Consider the following 15,980-nt stretch of genomic DNA (forward strand, 5'->3'; position numbering starts at 1 on the left):
GATCGCATCTTCACATATGCAAAATCAAGATATTTGACGGTAACTAGAATACAACAGTTTGTTTAGGCACCATACCATACAGGCTGCCAGAAAGAATATTTTAATTAAAAATTTAGCTAAATTAAGTAAATATACTTGAAATAATATAATAAATTTTTTATAATGCTTATATTGGCGTATAGCTATTCAAGAATATTGACAACAAGTATTTATAGAGTTTTTTATTATCATATAATATTTCTACCGTCATAAAATAACTAATAGTTTTTATACAAAGATATTTATTAATAGATTAAAACAAAAATCTTTATTTTTCTTTATTGAAAAAAAATATCTATTTAGACGGGAGATATTAGATAATTAATCTACTATTTCAATCACAAAAGAAATTGCAATTTTTTTTTATTTCAGAGAGACTATACAGTTATGACATCAGGGAAATAACGGTGAAAAATTTTTCAAATCCTTACAATAACTTTGTATTTTCGATATTTATCTTTATAAAAACTTTAAAAAAATCCTCCTTGGGTTGAAGACAAATGCAGTTAAATCTCATAAAATATGATTACTCAATTACGAAACAAGGTCTATTTATTCTTACTCAAATTCACAAGCCAATTCTTGATAGTAAGAAAAACACAAAACGCTGATCGCGCAACAAATTCGTTTTCTATCTAAAGTGCAGCCAATTACCAAACTCATTCAATTTTTGAGAAAAAATGGATAGCGAAAAGCATCAACGCTATCAGACTGCCATGGTATCTACTTATTGTCCTGACACCAGTTTCCTTGACTATATTGTCATGCCAGATGGAACTGAGCAATCCTATGGCTCGGATCTTCTAACCATGCTGCTCAGTGGAAAAGTTTTCATGGTTAACAGTCGTAGGCGGAATGGTTTAATACTGTTTAAACGTTACCATGCTGAATTTGCTGGTCCTGGGGCGGCTGTAGGCGGCGATTACGACCGTGATTGTCAAGGAGCATTGCCCATAGGCAACCTGTCGTTATTAAATCCTGAGTCTCATGAGGAACGCCAGAAAGCGTACTTAATTAGGCGACAGTGGATTCGGTTAATCAAACAAATTACAGAAAACCCAGTACCAGCACAGCGAGTCCAGAAGATCCTAGACCAATTTGAACAATACTTTCCACCAGAAATGGTGACTCAATTGCCGGATGAAGCATTTGCCCTTTTAGTGGGCGTGCTGCCACAAACGGTGGCAATATTACGCCGTTTGGGCAGTGACATAGATGGCAGTTTTGATGACTGAGTTTTAATTAACTGTTTTTCCTTGGATAAGGCACAAGTCGAGACAGATGAATTTGACATATCTAACACGTACGAGAGTTTCATAAGTCGTAACAGAGTGCTTTTGTGTTAATATCTGTCAAAAACCTCTTGGGTAAAGATGATTTTGTCTCGCGCTCTACGCTCTAGGTGCAAACAAGAAAACTAGAAAAAAGATTTTTACAAGAAGTATAAATATTAAAATTTATTTAAATCAAGTAAAGCAGCTTGTAACCGATTGAGTGTCCGGGCATTTTCCTCGGGAGTCCCTACAGTAATTCGCAATCCTCCGTTAATTTGCCGCACTAAAGTGCCAGCAGCTTTAAGGTTTTGGTGAATAATTTTTACAGCAGCGTCTTGTGAGTGAGAACCATTTGGTTTGAGACGCACGTAAACAAAATTCGTTGCGCTTTGCCAAACTTGTAATGTTGAGTGTTGAGATAAAGCTTGAATGAGTTTGGCTCGTTCATTGAGGGTTTGGGGAATTGACTCCAACAGGAGTGTGCGGTTTTGCACAGCAACTGTTGCTGCCGCTAATGAAAAGCTGGGAAGATTATAGGGTAAGCGAACTTTTTCTAAAATGGCGATCAATTCAGGATGGGCAAGGCAGTAGCCTACTCGCAATGCTGCTAATCGGAAAGCTTTAGAAAACGTGCGTAACACCACCCAGTTAGGACGCTCTGGTAATTCAGCAGCAAGGGTATGCTGACTAAATTCAAAGTAAGCTTCATCAATGACGACGAGAATATGCTCGCTCAGACTTCTGATCCATGCTAACTCTGCCGTTGTTAAGGGATTCGCAGTGGGTGAATTGGGATGAACGACAAAAACTGCCCGGATGGGAGGATTTTGAGTTTGTTCTATAGCTACTTGGGCTGCTTGTAAATCAATTTCAAAATCTGCCTCTCTCCCTACCGTTACAACAGGAATGCCGAGAGTTTGTGCCAAAATAGCGTACATGGAAAAAGTAGGTTGAGCAACCAGAACGCAGCCCTCTCCCCCTAAACAACTCGCAATTAGTATCGAGCGTATCAGTTCATCCGAACCGTTGCCAACAGAAATATGGGAAGCAGTGAAGACAGATGGCGGGAGGTTCGCTGACTCATTGACATATTGGGCGATCGCACTCTTGAGTTCTTCATGTCCGCCATCAGGATAACGGTTCGTCTCAATCAGTTGCTCAAAAGTCCCAGCCAATTTTTCTTTGATTTGTGGTGGCAAATCATAGGGGCTTTCATTGGTATCCAGGCGATCAATTTGCGTTGATGGCTGGACACCTTGAGCAGTATTGCTGCTGGGGTGAGGTTTGTAAGCGGTAAATTGGGCTAAATCTGACCTAATAAATGGCAGCATGGTTAAGCAATTCAAAATTCAAAATTCAAAATTCAAAATTCAGAAATTCAATACTCGCAACTGATCTAGTCCCTAGCTGTACGCAAATTGAAAGCGCGGCAGCTTAGTCATTCGCAAAAAACAAAGAATGACTAAGAATTGTTGATTATACAGCTTCACGGTAACTGGCAGAAGATCCGAATTGCCTGCCAAATTTCTGACATAACATTACCTAAACCATGGTCGCTGTCAAGTTCCATGAACTCTACCCAAGGACGCTTTTGAGCAAAGTCGCGACTGGCTTGAATGGGGATCACATCATCCTGTCGTCCATGCAGGATAAGAGTGGGGATGGGGCGTTGCAAAACCTCCTCTTTATATTGACTACCGTCTTTTACGAAATCGTAACTTAGAGGAAGTTTTTGCTCCTCGCCATAGTGATAAACCATGAGATATTTATCTTTTTGCCAACGCTGTAGCGTCTCATCTCCTAACTTCGGTAACCAATGAGATAAGAATGCGAAAGCTGGTGCTAAAAGGACGAGGCGTTGCACTTGTGGATATTGCTGTCCCAGATGGGCGGCTGTCAAACCGCCCAAACTAGAACCTATCAGCGTGACTGGCGTAGAATTATGACTGAATTGGGACGCTACTTGAGTAAGCTGCCGAGTGATTGTTAAGTGAGAAAAATCGCCAGCATTCAAATCGGGAATTTTCAGCTTGATATTTGCTTGTGCAAAGCAAGTACGTATGTATTCTGCTTTGGCAGAATAAGGACTTGATGCAAAGCCGTGAAGGTAGATGTACTGCAAGGCAATTACCGCATGGTGACGAATTCTTCTGCTGATGTGGGATGGATACCAACAGTCGCATCAAAGTCTTTTTTGGTTGCACCCATTTTCACAGCGATCGCCACGCCTTGAATAATCTCAGCTGCGCTTTCACCCACCATGTGAGCGCCTAGCACTTTGTCGGTGTTGCCATCCACCACCAACTTCATCATTGTCTTTTCTGATGCACCTGTCAAACTGTGCAATAACGGGCGGAAGCGAGTGCGATAGGTTTTGACTGCGTCGTCTCCCAATTGAGAACGTGCTTCTGTTTCGGTCAAACCGACTGTAGCGGCTTCGGGTGTGGAAAATACTGCTGTGGGAACATCTTCATGGCTAAATACACGGCGGTTGTTGCCAAATTCACTATCAGCAAAAGCACGACCTTCGCCTATGGCTACAGGAGTAAGATTGATTCTGTCAGTAACATCACCTACGGCGAAAATATTTTCTTGGGAAGTTTGACTGTATTCGTTGACAGCTATAGCATTCATGGTGCTGTATCCCGGTCCTTCGATGGAACTGGGAACGATATCAACTCCAGCGTTTTCTAAATTTAGTGCTTCGATATTAGGCGATCGCCCTGTTGCGATTAAAAATATGTCGGCAATTACTGACTCTGTATGTTGTCCAGATAACGTCAACTTTAAGCCTTCTGGTACGCGTTCCACCGCTTCTACTAGGGTATTCTTGATGAATCGTACTCCCTGGTTGCTCATCCCTTCTTGTATCTCAAGCCGGATGTCTTCATCAAAACCTTTCAAAATCAAATCTTTGCGGATAATTTGCGTCACTTCACTGCCTAATCCGCGCATAATAGAGGCAAATTCCGTGCCAATATAGCCAGAACCAATGATGGCAATATGTTTTGGTTGTTCTTTGAGGTGAAAGATTTCGTTCGAGGTGATGCCATATTCCATCCCTGGTAAATCTGGTTTGATCGGACGTCCTCCCACAGCAATCAAAATTTTGTCTGCTGTGACTTTGCGTCCGTCCACCTCTACAGTGTGAGGGTCTACCAGTGTAGCGCGACCTGGAATCAGTTGGACTCCTGCTTTTTCTAGGAAGTTGATGTGCAGTTGTGACAGTCGCCGAACTTCCTTATCTATTGTTGTGATGAAATGTTCCCAATCGAGTTGTGCTTCACCTACCTTCCAGCCATAGCCTGCTGCATGATCAAATAATGCGGGAAAGTGGGAGCCATAAACCATAAGTTTTTTGGGAACGCAGCCACGAATCACACAGGTTCCACCCACCAAATCATTTTCGGCGATCGCTACTTTTGCCCCATAGCTTGCAGCGCGTTTGGAAGCAGCCAAACCCCCAGAACCAGCACCAATGACAAATAGGTCGTAATCATATGTCATATCAAGCTTTCCTTGTTGCATAATCAAAAAAATTTGATACCACTTTACCAACGAAACTCACATCTCGTAGGGTAAGATGGTATCCTTTTGAAAAAGGTCTTGAGGCAGGACTAATTTATTCCCTTAAAGGGACATAAAAAGAAACTCCTCAGCCGTTGTTGGATGAATGCCAATTGTCTCATCTAGGTCTTGCTTGGTAATACCCTTACGAATGGCAACAGCGAGACTTTGAATAATATCTGCTGCGTGTTCACCAACCATGTGAGCGCCTAAAACACGCTCAGATTCACCTTCAACAACTATCTTAATGGTAGCTTGTTCGTTCTTATCAGTCAGTTGAGAGAGTAAAGGTTGAAAGCGATTGGTGTAGCATTTCACAGATGCACCAAATTTTTCCCGTGCTTTTGCCTCGGTCATACCTACACTTGCTGCTTCTGGGCGAGCAAAAACAGCAGAAGGCACTTGCTCATAATCGACTTTTTGCGGTTTTTTACCAAAAACTGTATTGACAAAAGCAATACCTTCTGCCCTAGCTACTGGAGTTAATTGCAAACGATTTGTGCAATCACCCACGGCAAAAATATTTTCCGCAGTTGTGCGGCTGTATTCATCAACTTGGATTGCGCCTTTTTCCCCAAGTTCTACTCCAGCATTTTCTAAACCAAGGTTTTTGGTATTTGGGGCGCGACCTGTGGCAACGAGTATAGTGTCTGCTGCAATTGTTTTTCGAGACTCGCCACTCAGGGTTAACAGCAGTCTTTCTTCTGAGTATTTGATTTGTTTGGCGGTACTGTTGCCGATAAAGCGAATTCGCCGTTTGCTCAAACCTTCTTGAACGCCAATGCGGATGTCATCATCAAACCCTGATAAAATTATCTCCTCTTGATCGATGATTGTGACTTCACACCCAAAAGCATTCATCATGCTGGCAAATTCCACACCAATGTAGCCACCGCCAATAATTGCTAACCGTTGAGGTAAGTAGGGTAAGTGAAACATTTCACGCGAGGTGATGGCGTATTCAATGCCTGGGATGTTTGGTTTGATGGGATACCCGCCCACAGCAATTAAAATCTTGTCAGCTGTATATTCGGATTCATTAATTTTTACAGTGTGAGCATCTCGGAAAGTAGCATCACCCCGAATGAGTTCAACTCCTGCTTTTTGCAACTGTTCAAAATAGGAGTGATGAATGCTTTCGATGTGCTGGTGTACAGAGTTGAGAAATTTTGTCCAGTCAAAGTAAGTTTCGCAGTCACTCCAACCGTAGCTTAGCGCCATTTGATTTTGCAGCGCCAAGTCAGCAGCTTGGACAATCAGTTTTTTGGGTACGCAACCGCGATTGACACAAGTGCCACCAATCGCTTCTTTTTCAGCAATAGCGACACGCGCACCGTAGCTTGCTGCTTTTTTAGCTGCTGCTAGTCCTCCAGGACCAGCACCAATTACAAACAGATCGTAATTGAATGTCATGACTTTCGGGAAGAATGAAGAGCGAAAAACGGGTTTTTAGTTCTATCTTCGACTTATTCCAATCGTACATGCATCTATCTTGATTTTGATTTCCATTGCTACTGGCAGCAATTCATACCTAAGCCATAGGGTACACGTTTCTTGTTTTTATCTCTTTTTAGGAAATGAAACATCCTCCTATGGAAAGAAAATAATACAGGTTACCGAAGAAGAATTCAGGAGTGAGGAGCTAGGAGTCAGAATGACTTTTGTGCGGCTGGTGGATGAATAGTGGTTTAGAGCAAGCGGATTTATCCGTGGAGAAGAAAAGAATTTTCACGCAGTTGTTACCCCCGGATTCATCCTTTGGGGATATTCTGAATTCTGAATTCTGACTTCTGACTCCTTGTCATACAGTTGTAGAAGATAACTTTTTGACAGTCACTCTGGCTTTACGTATACTCCCTTGGTAGCCTTGTGGCTCTCCTAGCAGCACTACCGAACACTGGAGTTGCCGTACCACATCAGTCGTAACGTCGCTGACGGCAACTTGACCTATACTTAAGCGACGACGACGCGATCGCAGCACGACAAGGTCACAGGATTTTGCTGCGTTGAGGATGGCACTCACCACATTATCCCCTGGCATAACTTTAATGGTGGTACGGCTTTGGGGGAAGTGTCGGGAAACCAGCAAATCCAATTGCGACTTCATCCAGGCAATGCGGGCGTTTGAGGTATGGCGATCGCACACGTGCAGCAGCGTCACCTCTGCTTGATTGGCATCCGCCAGAATCTCAGCAAACCGCACAATCCGCACCGATTCTTGGGTAAGATTTTCAATAGGTACCAAAATACTGCGGATGTTGCTAGGCGAATCTAAGAGACGGGTAACAGCTACAGGGCAATGAGATGCCCAAAGAACTCTATCAATGACACCACCAAACAGCCTGGCACGCAATCCTGTAGTTGTACCCCAGCCCATGACAATCAAGCTAGAGTTTTGCTCTCGGCTGGCGTGGCTAATACCTTGAGCAATAGCTTGGTCGATGCGTGCCACAGGTTCCACTTCTACCCCAAATTCCCGACCGAGGTCTACAGCATTAGACAGAAGGTTTTTGCTTCGCTGGATGTCATTTTCCAAGTCTGGTGCGTCCATGTGTAAATGAGCAGGCGTAACCGCTAGGGCAACTACCTTACCCAATTCGCGACGCACCAACAGTGCCGCCATTTCAATCAAATTCCTTTCTGTTTCCGGGTTCCGAACAGGTACAACCACTGTCAACGCGTCGGCGGGGTCATTTTTCCAGTCAAGCATTGACTCAGTTGCTTCAGGAGTCGTGTCCGTTACGGTCAACTCCGTTACAGTCAACCCAGCCGCACTTCGGGCAGTGATTAAAGGTCCTAATGTTGCTGTCACCATCATTAAAACAATGACGCCATTCAGCACATTTTCAGTTAACAACCCTGCGCGATAACCCACTAAAGTCGCCGCCAGCGTCGCCGCCACTTGCGGCAGAGATAGCGACCACATCGTAATCATCTCACGCCAGCTGTAGTGGTAAACCAACTTAGCCAGGAGTGCTGCTCCAAACTTACTGCCAATTAAACCTACTAAGATAGCCAGAGTTAACCAGATAGAACTAATGCTGCTGATAAATGCAGGAATATCAATCAACAAACCTAAGCTAACGAAGAAAATTGGGATGAACAGGACATTACCGACAAAGACCACCTTTTCTTTCACAGGTCCAGAACCGATAACCTCATTCACCGCCAATCCTGCTAGGAAAGCCCCGACAATCTTTTCTACCCCAATAACTTCTGCTCCCAGTGCGGATATAAAGACCACCAGCAAGATAAACAAAAATTGGTTTCCTTCTTCGTCTCCGGTTCGCCGAAAAAATTCATGCCCCAACCACTTAAAGCCGAACAGGATAACAGCAGAGTAGATCACTAGCCCCAGCAGCAGCTTGACTAAGCTAAACGTGGAAAATTCTCCTTGATGGATACCGATACATACCGCCAGTACCAGCAGTGAGCCGATGTCTGTAAAGATGGTTGCACCGATGGTGACTGTCACAGCTTCATTGTTAATCACTCCCAGCCGACTGATGATTGGGTATGCCAGCAGGGTGTGGGAGGCAAACAGAGAGCCAATCAAAAATGAGGCATTCCAACCAAAACCAAATATTCGCCCCACTATTGTTCCGACAATCAGGGGCACAAGGAACGTAAAGGTGCCAAAGCCGATGGAACGGTGCTTGGTTTTCTCAAACTGCTGCATGTCAATTTCCAGCCCCGCCACAAACATCAGGTAAATCAGCCCAATGCCAGAGAGTAGTTTGAGGGTTTCCGACTCATTATTGAGAAGATGAAATCCATGCGGTCCTAAGACTACACCAGCTGCCAGTAACCCCAGCAATCCTGGCAGCTTCAGTCGCTCAAAGATGAGAGGGACAACTAAGATGACCGTTAACAGAATGGCGAAAGAAACAATAGGCTCTAGATGCATTGATAACTCCTCACATAAGCTGCGGCTAGTTATTTGGTTAAGTACTTATTCATATCAAACTTACAAAAATTTATCTTCTGTCTTGGGATTGTATCGAGATTACAAGTGTAGAAATCCAGTCTTTAGGTTAGAAGATATAGTGCAAGCCTATCTAAATAAATCCTTCAATTATGAAGCGACACGCATAATACAAAACGGTATTTTTATAGACAATTTTTTGATTAAGTCGTCAAGATTCCAGGTTTAATACTTAAAGAGGTAGATAGATTATTATAGGGTAAGCCTGGTTTGATGCAAAATTTCAATACCTTTGAGTCATTTTGTCATGCGTTAGTCTAAACTCCAGTTCCCAGATAGTAAAACAAAATTGCTGTGCTAAAGGTGAGGTAGGGTTGATTAACAGTTTGTGTCAACGACCTAACAGTTGAGTGTAAACCCCATGCCTATAAGGCAGGGGCTTGCAGTTGACTCTAGTTGACCAGTTCAAGTCCATCAAAGGGCTACGTTTACGATAAGCGTTCAAGAACTCACCTTGGGGTGCGTGCCAGCCCCAAGCTCTGAAACCAGATTGTTAAACGTCCTTTGAAGGTTTAGGCAGTGCAATCTGGATAGTTACCGATCGTAAACATGAACGAGGCAAACTTTACCCGCAAGGAGTATGCAGCAATGCAAAATTATGTTTTCGTTATCGACCAAAACAAACAACCACTCAATCCAATACCTCCTGCACGAGCAAGAGAATTACTCACAAAACAAAAAGCTGCCGCTTATCGGGTGTACCCTTTTGTAATCATTTTGAAACACGTGGTTGATAATCCTAACCCCAAGCCATTAACAATTAAGTTTGACCCTGGAAGCAAAACTACGGGTATTGCAATCTTGGATGAAAACAAAGTTATTTGGGCGGCGGAGTTGGAACACAGAGGATGGCAGATTAAAGATTCCTTGGAATCTAGACGTTCACTACGTCGTAGTCGTCGTAATCGCAAAACTCGTTATCGTCAACCACGTTTTGACAATCGCAAACGTAAAGAGGGATGGCTGCCTCCATCTTTAATGCATCGTGTTCTCACAGTTGAGGCTTGGGTAAAGCGACTTTGTCGCTATGCACCTATTGGTCAAATAGCTATGGAATTGGTCAAATTTGACACTCAAAAAATGCAGAACCCAGAAGTCAACGGTGTTGAGTATCAACAGGGAGAAGTTGCTGGATATGAGGTACGCGAATATCTTCTAGAGAAGTGGGGGCGCAAATGTGCCTACTGCGATAAAGAAGGTATGATTCTCGTTTCCTCATAATATAGAATTTTGTAGAAAAATGCTGTAATATCTTCACAGGTCGATAAGATTACCGCATGAAACTATCTGATTACGCAAAATCTCAAGGGGTTAGCTATCGAACGGCTTGGAATTGGTGGAAGCAGGGGATTATAAAAGGTCGTCAGCTTCCAACAGGAACTATTCCGCTCCAGATTGAGCATATCCATCCCAAATCAAAGGGCGGTAGCAACAGAGTAAGTAATCTAACTTTGTCGTGCGAACGATGCAATACCAAGAAAGGAACTAAGTCTATAGACGAGTTTCTCAAAAATGATGGTTCTAGGTTAGAAAAAATAAAACGACAAGCCAAGCAACCATTAAAGGATGCAGCCGCAGTCAATGCAACTCGTTGGGAATTATTCCGCACCTTAAAAAACATCCTACCCACCACAACGGGAACGGGTGGACAAACGGTGGGCAACCGAACAAGGCTTGAACTGCCCAAACAACACGCTTATTGATGCGGCTTGTGTTGGAGACGTGGAAACAATTCAGTTGTTAACTCAACAACCATTACGCATCAAGTGTACTGGCTGGGGAACTCGTCAAATGTGTGGCACTAACCGATACGGCTTTCCCACTCGTCATCGAGAACGTTCATCAGTTCATTTTGGTTTCAAAACTGGCGACATTATTAAAGCCGTTGTTACTACTGGGAAGAAGATAGGTCAATATGTTGGTCGTATGCTGTGCCGTAAAACAGGCAGTTTTGATATCGCTACCAAAAGTGGGCGTGTCGCAGGTATCAGCCACAAGTTTTGTACACCAATTCACAAAAAGGATGGTTACTCGTATGCTTTCTAAGATATCTGGACGGGGAATGAATTCCCCTGCCCCTTCCTCCCCATGTTTAGAAAACAGGGGCTTCCGGGGCGAGGAGGTTTGGTGATAAGTTTTAAAATTGCGCTCAAAAACGCAAAGACGCGAAGTTGTTCTTAGCGCCTCTGTGTCTTTGCGAAAGCAGATTATTGAATTTTGAGTAATGGACGCAAGTTTTCACCTACAACTCACCCGTAGCCACCATCTGGATGATGCGAGGCGTTCCCGGATCGAAGCCGCCTAAATCCCAAGAAAGTGGGTCGTTGGGATCTACTAGGGTAATCTGGTAAGGTGCAAGGGTAATGTAAATTGCCTTAACATTGGGATTTACCTTTTTACGGTACTCCGCCAGCGCTTGACTTGGATGCTTATACCCAGCCCAGCTTTCCGAGTCAGTCCAAAGACAGATGACATCTGCCTTAAAGTTGTTTCTAATCATCCAGTCATAGGCAACAGATGCATCTGTTCCACCGAAGTTTTGCTTGCTTGCTTTGCGAACCGCTGAGCTAAAACTATCTTTGGCGGTGATACCCAAGTCGCAAAATTGAGTAGAAAAACCGCGAATCATATAGTTTTTCTCTGCTTTTGCTGTGACCAGTGCCATTGTTGCAGCAACTTCACAACAAGTCAGTCCCATATCCGCAATTGGAGAATCCATAGAACCAGACACGTCAACAGCGTGCATGAACACTTTGCCTGTGGGTTGCACGACATCGAAAGACAGTTCAACTGCCTTTTCTAAAATGTCCACAATTTTGCGAACTCGGTTCCAAGTCTTCTTGCTGCGTCCCAATGAGCCACCTGATTGATATGTTTTGAGTGCTTTTAAAACATCAATTGGGTGGATGCGACCGCGCCTCAAATGTTCTTTGTTGTTAAGAACCGCTTCAACTCGCTGCAAGTTGGCGTGTTCATTGGATGCTAAAACACCTATTTCAGTAAGTGAACCCAAGTTACGCAGCAATGCACCAATTGGCATTTCGTTGAACAGCAACTGCCAAGCAGATTTATCCATCTTGCCCACAGGTGCAGCCATTTCGTGGGTTAGGTGTCCTTGAACAATCGCTTGATGAGTCTGATCTGGGTTGCGCTTGAGCCACTCATACCACCAAATCTGTGCCAACGCTGCAGAGGGAATATCCGTTGGCAAGATTTCCCAACCTTTGACTACCCACTCAAACAGTTGTTGGTGGTCTTCTGTAGGTGGTTTGGCGTGGAACAACCGCAAAGCGTCTCGGTGGGAGAAGTTATAGCGTTGCTGGTACTTCAGCAACTGGTAAGCCAAACCTTTGACATCTTCCCGTAAAAACCAATTCTTTCCAGCTTCGCGCACAACTTTACCAAATCCCCGCAAAGACTTGGTGTAGTTCAGCCATTCGTAAAAATGACTCCCCGTACGGACAACTTGCGGGAAGATTTCACCAAATGCCTTTTTAGCTTCTGGTGCTTCACCCATCGACAGCAGCACCAACGCAAGGATAGGCGCACTATTGTTAATGGCGCGTCCATCACTGGCGTAGAGGATTTCTTCTGCCACTCGCCCAGGATTAGAGGCGATCGCCTGTGTCACCACGGCAACAAAATCCTCTGTCAATTCATGTTTGCCAGCATAATAAGTACTTTTTGCCGTACCAATTAGCAAACAGCGCCGCAGCATCTTCCAAAGACCAGCATCGAACATAAACCCGCCGGAACGCCCTTGGATCATCTGGGCTTCTCGTCCAGGGATAGGCTGAGTCTGTGGTGTCGCTGTCTTTTTCTGAGTGAAGAATTTATAATTCATGGCTTTATCTCCCAGCCCTTGCGGACAAAAATGGAAGGTGGCGGAGCAGGAATCGAACCTGCGACCTCCCGTTCCGAAGACGATAACCCTCATTCTTCGTCCTTTTCAGGCAAGGGGTGAATAAGGATAATTTTGGCGCTCTACCAACTGAGCTACCCGCCACATGGAAAATTCGCTCATTCAAAATTCAAAGTTCAAAATTAGGGAGTACCAAAAGATAAATTATCCATTATGTAGGGGGGCTGACGGCGCACGACAGCTGAGGTTTTACATTATGACTAAAGTGCGCCGTAACCCACCATTTTTCGGTGCATCACTACAAATTGGAGATTTTTTAATTGGAAGTTCCTTAGAAGAAATGTTTTGAATTTGTTTTGGTGTAGCGGGGCGGGATTTGAACCCGCGACCTCCCGTTCCGAAGACGATAACCCTCATTCTTCGTCCTTTTCAGGCAAGAGGTGAATAAGGATGTTTTTGGTGCTCTACCCACTGAGCTACCCGCTACATGGAAAATTCGCTCATTCAAAATTAGAAGAAATGTTTTTAATTTATTTTGGTGTAGCGGCGGAGCAGGATTTGAACCTGCATCTTTTGGAATTTGAATCAAGGGTGTTGTTTTTATCTACGATAACCCTCAATAAATCGGCCCTTAACAGGCAAGTTGGGCGCTCTACCAATTGAGCTATCCGCTACTTGTAGAAATTAACTCCTTTGTGAACATCCGCTTGTAGTCTTAATGTAATATGTGTATTATAAAGTGTCAAGGGGCTGGGGTGAAAAATTTTCCCCTAACCCCTATCTCCCCACACATCACACAAAGTGCTTTGCTTGGAGGAGCTTACACCTTGTGTTGGCTTTTGCCAGGAAAAATTTTTGGCAAATAGACAAAGTATTACAAATAATGTCCCCAATTTTTGCCAAGATATATTATTATTTCCAAACACAATCACTTGGCAGTAATCGGCATGAGTGAAAAAACAATAGAAACCTACGGCAAGGGTTTTCTAGTTCTACTTTTGCCTATCTCGTTCTTGATTATTTTCCTTGTTGCTACCTGGCGGATTTGGTTGGGTATCATCCTGCTCGTCCTGACTTTCAATGTCTGGCAACTTTATAAATGGCAACAGTGGTGCCAAAAAGTGAACCCGACTTTCCATCAACTGATTCGGGAAAACCAAGGCAGGATTACGCCAATGGACTTGGCAATCAAGGGAAATTTTCCTGGCGAAGCGGCAAAACGCTATCTAGATACGAAAGCAGCAGAATTTGGTGCTAGCACCAGTAACTCGGAAGATGGAAGCAAAATCTATTACTTTATAACAGCGAGTACTTTAGGCAGCATACTTGACAGTAGCGAACCACCGAAAGAACTTGCTCCTCAACCAGTTGCCCAGCACGCCCTACCATTTCTAGCACCACCGCCACCCCAGACACATCTGGAAGAACCAGAACCTGAATTACCACCGCAGCCTACCCCTGAGGAAGCAAAAAAACCGCTGGAAAAACAATTGGTTTTTGGCTCTCTGATTCAATCAGAACTTGCCAAGCGCCTCAATGTTTATTCCAGCACTGTTTATAAGCGGCGAGATGATCCAGATTTTCCAGAATGGAGTCGCAGTAAGGATCCGGATGGCGTTGCTTGGAAATACTCAAGGAAAACTAAAGAGTTTTTCCCGGTTGAAGAAAGTAAAAGTTAAAAGGAAAAAGGCAAAAGTTCAAAGAAAGAAATTTCTTTTTACTTTTCCATTTTTCCCTGTAAACCTACAGCTTCTGAGATGGAATTTAATCCCGTTTGTTCTAGCTTAGATAGCAAACCTTTAAGAATGTGGCGGTTCATGGCTGGACCTTCGTAAATCCAGCCTGTATATACTTGAATGAGGCAAGCACCAGCAGTGATTTTCTCCCAGGCATCTTCAGGAGTAAAAATTCCGCCAACGCCGATAATCGGTAATTCACCTGCTGTTTGCTGCCAAATAAAACGAATCACTTCGGTGGAACGTTCCCTGACTGGAGCACCGCTGATACCACCAGCTTCTTGTTGAGGTGATTTGCCAGTTTGGGCAATCACTTGTGTTGTTAGTGCATCTCTACGGATAGTGGTGTTGGTAGCAATAATTCCGGCTAATTGATAGGTTTTTGCCAAGGAAATAATATCGGCGATCGCCTCCCATTCTAAGTCTGGAGCTATCTTGACAAAAATAGGCTTTTGTGTAGTATTTTCCTGTTGCAAAACTTCCAAGATAGAACTGAGCATAGCGGCATCTTGGAGCGATCGCAACCCTGGCGTATTAGGTGAAGAGACATTGACTACAAAATAATCTCCGTAATCCTTGAGTAAGCGAAAACTATTGAGATAATCCTTGGCGGCTTCTTCTAGAGGAGTTATCTTAGATTTTCCCAGGTTGACACCTATCGGTATAGACAAGTTTAATTTCCTAACTTCTGCCAATCGCACTGCCATTGCTGCTGCACCTTGATTATTAAAGCCCATACGGTTGAGAGCAGCATTGTCCAATGGTAAGCGAAACAAGCGAGGACGGGGATTTCCTGGTTGTGCATGAAAAGTGACAGTTCCCACTTCTGCAAAGCCAAAGCCAAGTTTTGACCACATAGGAACAGCAACGCCATCCTTATCAAACCCAGCCGCCAAACCTAAGGGGTTGGGGAAGTGTAGCCCGAACAGATTTTGTTCTAGACGTGGATCAGACAGGCAAAATGACTGCTCCAGACGTTCGTTGATCCAGCTTGCACGTGCTTGGTGGTCAGTTTTTCCCAACCAGCTTAAACTACGCATCGTTGAAGCGTGCAACCACTCTGGATCTGCTTTAAGCAAAGTGAACAAAAGGGGACGAAGTGTGTGTTTATAAATATCCAAATGAGTATCCGTAATCCAAAACTAAAATTGCTAAGTCTGCTTACTGTATATAGGCAACTCATATAGTAGCAATCTATGTTTGAAAAAAGTGCAATTTGTTTAACCTGTCAGAAATCATTATGTAGTAGCAAAAGATGTAATTTTTGTGATTTTCCAGTATTTATAGCAATCCTATTTAATTTGTGAAAATCGCGCATACTGAGATTCCCGACTTCTTTAAGAAGTCGGGAATCTTGTTGTTTAATACTTAGTCAACCGAATTAATAAAGATGACGCAAGTTCTACCCGTCAGCGGTGACACTCTGTTGGGCAAGCCACTCGTCATCCAATAAGGCGTATATATAGTTGGTGAAAGTATAGGCAAATATTACATAGCCTTGGAAACCATTTCAGATT

General features: G+C 43.6%; 12 protein-coding genes and 3 tRNA genes. 5 read left to right on the top strand and 10 right to left on the bottom strand.

Annotation, left to right across the window (positions count from 1 at the left end; genetic code table 11):
* Nucleotides 1-719: 719 nt before the first annotated feature.
* Nucleotides 720-1,274, top strand: coding sequence for a hypothetical protein (locus ACM0OZ_RS16105; protein ID WP_096570027.1), 555 nt, complete (start codon nucleotides 720-722; stop codon nucleotides 1,272-1,274).
* A 215-nt stretch (nucleotides 1,275-1,489) separates the two neighbouring features.
* On the opposite strand, the gene ACM0OZ_RS16110 is transcribed toward ACM0OZ_RS16105, so the two are convergent.
* The 5 genes from ACM0OZ_RS16110 to ACM0OZ_RS16130 all read right to left on the bottom strand — a co-directional run bounded on the left by ACM0OZ_RS16110 (nucleotide 1,490) and on the right by ACM0OZ_RS16130 (nucleotide 8,787).
* Nucleotides 1,490-2,644: a histidinol-phosphate transaminase gene (locus ACM0OZ_RS16110; protein ID WP_414583820.1), complete on the bottom strand. Its 1,155-nt coding sequence runs from the start codon at nucleotides 2,642-2,644 to the stop codon at nucleotides 1,490-1,492.
* 155 nt (nucleotides 2,645-2,799) lie between these two features.
* On the bottom strand, nucleotides 2,800-3,441 hold the full coding sequence (locus ACM0OZ_RS16115; RefSeq protein WP_414583834.1) for a YqiA/YcfP family alpha/beta fold hydrolase: 642 nt from the start codon (nucleotides 3,439-3,441) through the stop codon (nucleotides 2,800-2,802).
* Nucleotides 3,441-4,820, bottom strand: coding sequence for a glutathione-disulfide reductase (gene gor, locus ACM0OZ_RS16120; protein WP_414583821.1), 1,380 nt, complete (start codon nucleotides 4,818-4,820; stop codon nucleotides 3,441-3,443). Before gor ends, ACM0OZ_RS16115 begins: the two co-directional genes overlap by 1 nt.
* Nucleotides 4,821-4,943: 123 nt before the next feature.
* Nucleotides 4,944-6,293, bottom strand: coding sequence for a glutathione-disulfide reductase (gene gorA / locus ACM0OZ_RS16125; RefSeq protein WP_414583822.1), 1,350 nt, complete (start codon nucleotides 6,291-6,293; stop codon nucleotides 4,944-4,946).
* Nucleotides 6,294-6,681: 388 nt separating this feature from the next.
* A complete protein-coding gene (locus ACM0OZ_RS16130) occupies nucleotides 6,682-8,787 on the bottom strand; it encodes a cation:proton antiporter (protein ID WP_414583823.1) in 2,106 nt (701 codons plus the stop codon).
* A gap of 627 nt (nucleotides 8,788-9,414) precedes the next feature.
* Between ACM0OZ_RS16130 and iscB the strand changes: the two genes are divergently transcribed.
* The 3 genes from iscB to ACM0OZ_RS16145 are packed head-to-tail and all read left to right on the top strand — an operon-like array spanning nucleotide 9,415 to nucleotide 10,911.
* On the top strand, nucleotides 9,415-10,086 hold the full coding sequence (gene iscB, locus ACM0OZ_RS16135; protein ID WP_414583824.1) for an RNA-guided endonuclease IscB: 672 nt from the start codon (nucleotides 9,415-9,417) through the stop codon (nucleotides 10,084-10,086).
* Nucleotides 10,087-10,142: 56 nt separating this feature from the next.
* A complete protein-coding gene (locus tag ACM0OZ_RS16140) occupies nucleotides 10,143-10,568 on the top strand; it encodes an HNH endonuclease (protein WP_414583825.1) in 426 nt (141 codons plus the stop codon).
* Between the two features lie 19 nt (nucleotides 10,569-10,587).
* The gene (locus ACM0OZ_RS16145) at nucleotides 10,588-10,911 is read left to right on the top strand and encodes a hypothetical protein (protein ID WP_414583826.1); all 324 of its coding nucleotides are present in this window, start codon (nucleotides 10,588-10,590) and stop codon (nucleotides 10,909-10,911) included.
* 196 nt (nucleotides 10,912-11,107) lie between these two features.
* On the opposite strand, the gene ACM0OZ_RS16150 is transcribed toward ACM0OZ_RS16145, so the two are convergent.
* From ACM0OZ_RS16150 to ACM0OZ_RS16165, 4 genes are all read right to left on the bottom strand, one after another.
* Nucleotides 11,108-12,709: a TROVE domain-containing protein gene (locus tag ACM0OZ_RS16150; protein WP_414583827.1), complete on the bottom strand. Its 1,602-nt coding sequence runs from the start codon at nucleotides 12,707-12,709 to the stop codon at nucleotides 11,108-11,110.
* A 37-nt stretch (nucleotides 12,710-12,746) separates the two neighbouring features.
* A tRNA-OTHER gene (locus tag ACM0OZ_RS16155) sits at nucleotides 12,747-12,871 on the bottom strand.
* 213 nt (nucleotides 12,872-13,084) lie between these two features.
* Nucleotides 13,085-13,214, bottom strand: a tRNA-OTHER gene (locus tag ACM0OZ_RS16160).
* 49 nt (nucleotides 13,215-13,263) lie between these two features.
* Nucleotides 13,264-13,402, bottom strand: a tRNA-OTHER gene (locus ACM0OZ_RS16165).
* A gap of 272 nt (nucleotides 13,403-13,674) precedes the next feature.
* Here ACM0OZ_RS16165 and ACM0OZ_RS16170 point away from each other — a divergent pair.
* Nucleotides 13,675-14,406, top strand: a complete 732-nt coding sequence (locus ACM0OZ_RS16170; RefSeq protein WP_414583828.1) for a hypothetical protein — start codon at nucleotides 13,675-13,677, stop codon at nucleotides 14,404-14,406.
* Between the two features lie 38 nt (nucleotides 14,407-14,444).
* Here the strand turns inward: ACM0OZ_RS16170 and ACM0OZ_RS16175 are convergent, their stop codons facing one another.
* Entirely contained in the window at nucleotides 14,445-15,584 is a 1,140-nt protein-coding gene (locus ACM0OZ_RS16175; RefSeq protein ID WP_414583829.1) for a quinone-dependent dihydroorotate dehydrogenase, read from the bottom strand.
* Nucleotides 15,585-15,980: the final 396 nt, after the last annotated feature.

This window comes from Scytonema sp. PCC 10023 (assembly GCF_963920835.1).
In the GTDB taxonomy this organism is placed as follows: Bacteria; Cyanobacteriota; Cyanobacteriia; order Cyanobacteriales; family Nostocaceae; genus Kalymmatonema.

What these genes read in the sequence shown, in the direction of transcription:
- ACM0OZ_RS16130 (WP_414583823.1), bottom strand. Translation starts at nt 8,787, where the DNA reads ATGCATCTAGAGCCTATTGTTTCTTTCGCCATTCTGTTAACGGTCATC.
- ACM0OZ_RS16170 (WP_414583828.1), top strand. Translation starts at nt 13,675, where the DNA reads ATGAGTGAAAAAACAATAGAAACCTACGGCAAGGGTTTTCTAGTTCTA.
- gorA (WP_414583822.1), bottom strand. Translation starts at nt 6,293, where the DNA reads ATGACATTCAATTACGATCTGTTTGTAATTGGTGCTGGTCCTGGAGGA.
- ACM0OZ_RS16105 (WP_096570027.1), top strand. Translation starts at nt 720, where the DNA reads ATGGATAGCGAAAAGCATCAACGCTATCAGACTGCCATGGTATCTACT.
- gor (WP_414583821.1), bottom strand. Translation starts at nt 4,820, where the DNA reads ATGACATATGATTACGACCTATTTGTCATTGGTGCTGGTTCTGGGGGT.
- iscB (WP_414583824.1), top strand. Translation starts at nt 9,415, where the DNA reads ATGAACGAGGCAAACTTTACCCGCAAGGAGTATGCAGCAATGCAAAAT.
- ACM0OZ_RS16150 (WP_414583827.1), bottom strand. Translation starts at nt 12,709, where the DNA reads ATGAATTATAAATTCTTCACTCAGAAAAAGACAGCGACACCACAGACT.
- ACM0OZ_RS16110 (WP_414583820.1), bottom strand. Translation starts at nt 2,644, where the DNA reads ATGCTGCCATTTATTAGGTCAGATTTAGCCCAATTTACCGCTTACAAA.
- ACM0OZ_RS16140 (WP_414583825.1), top strand. Translation starts at nt 10,143, where the DNA reads ATGAAACTATCTGATTACGCAAAATCTCAAGGGGTTAGCTATCGAACG.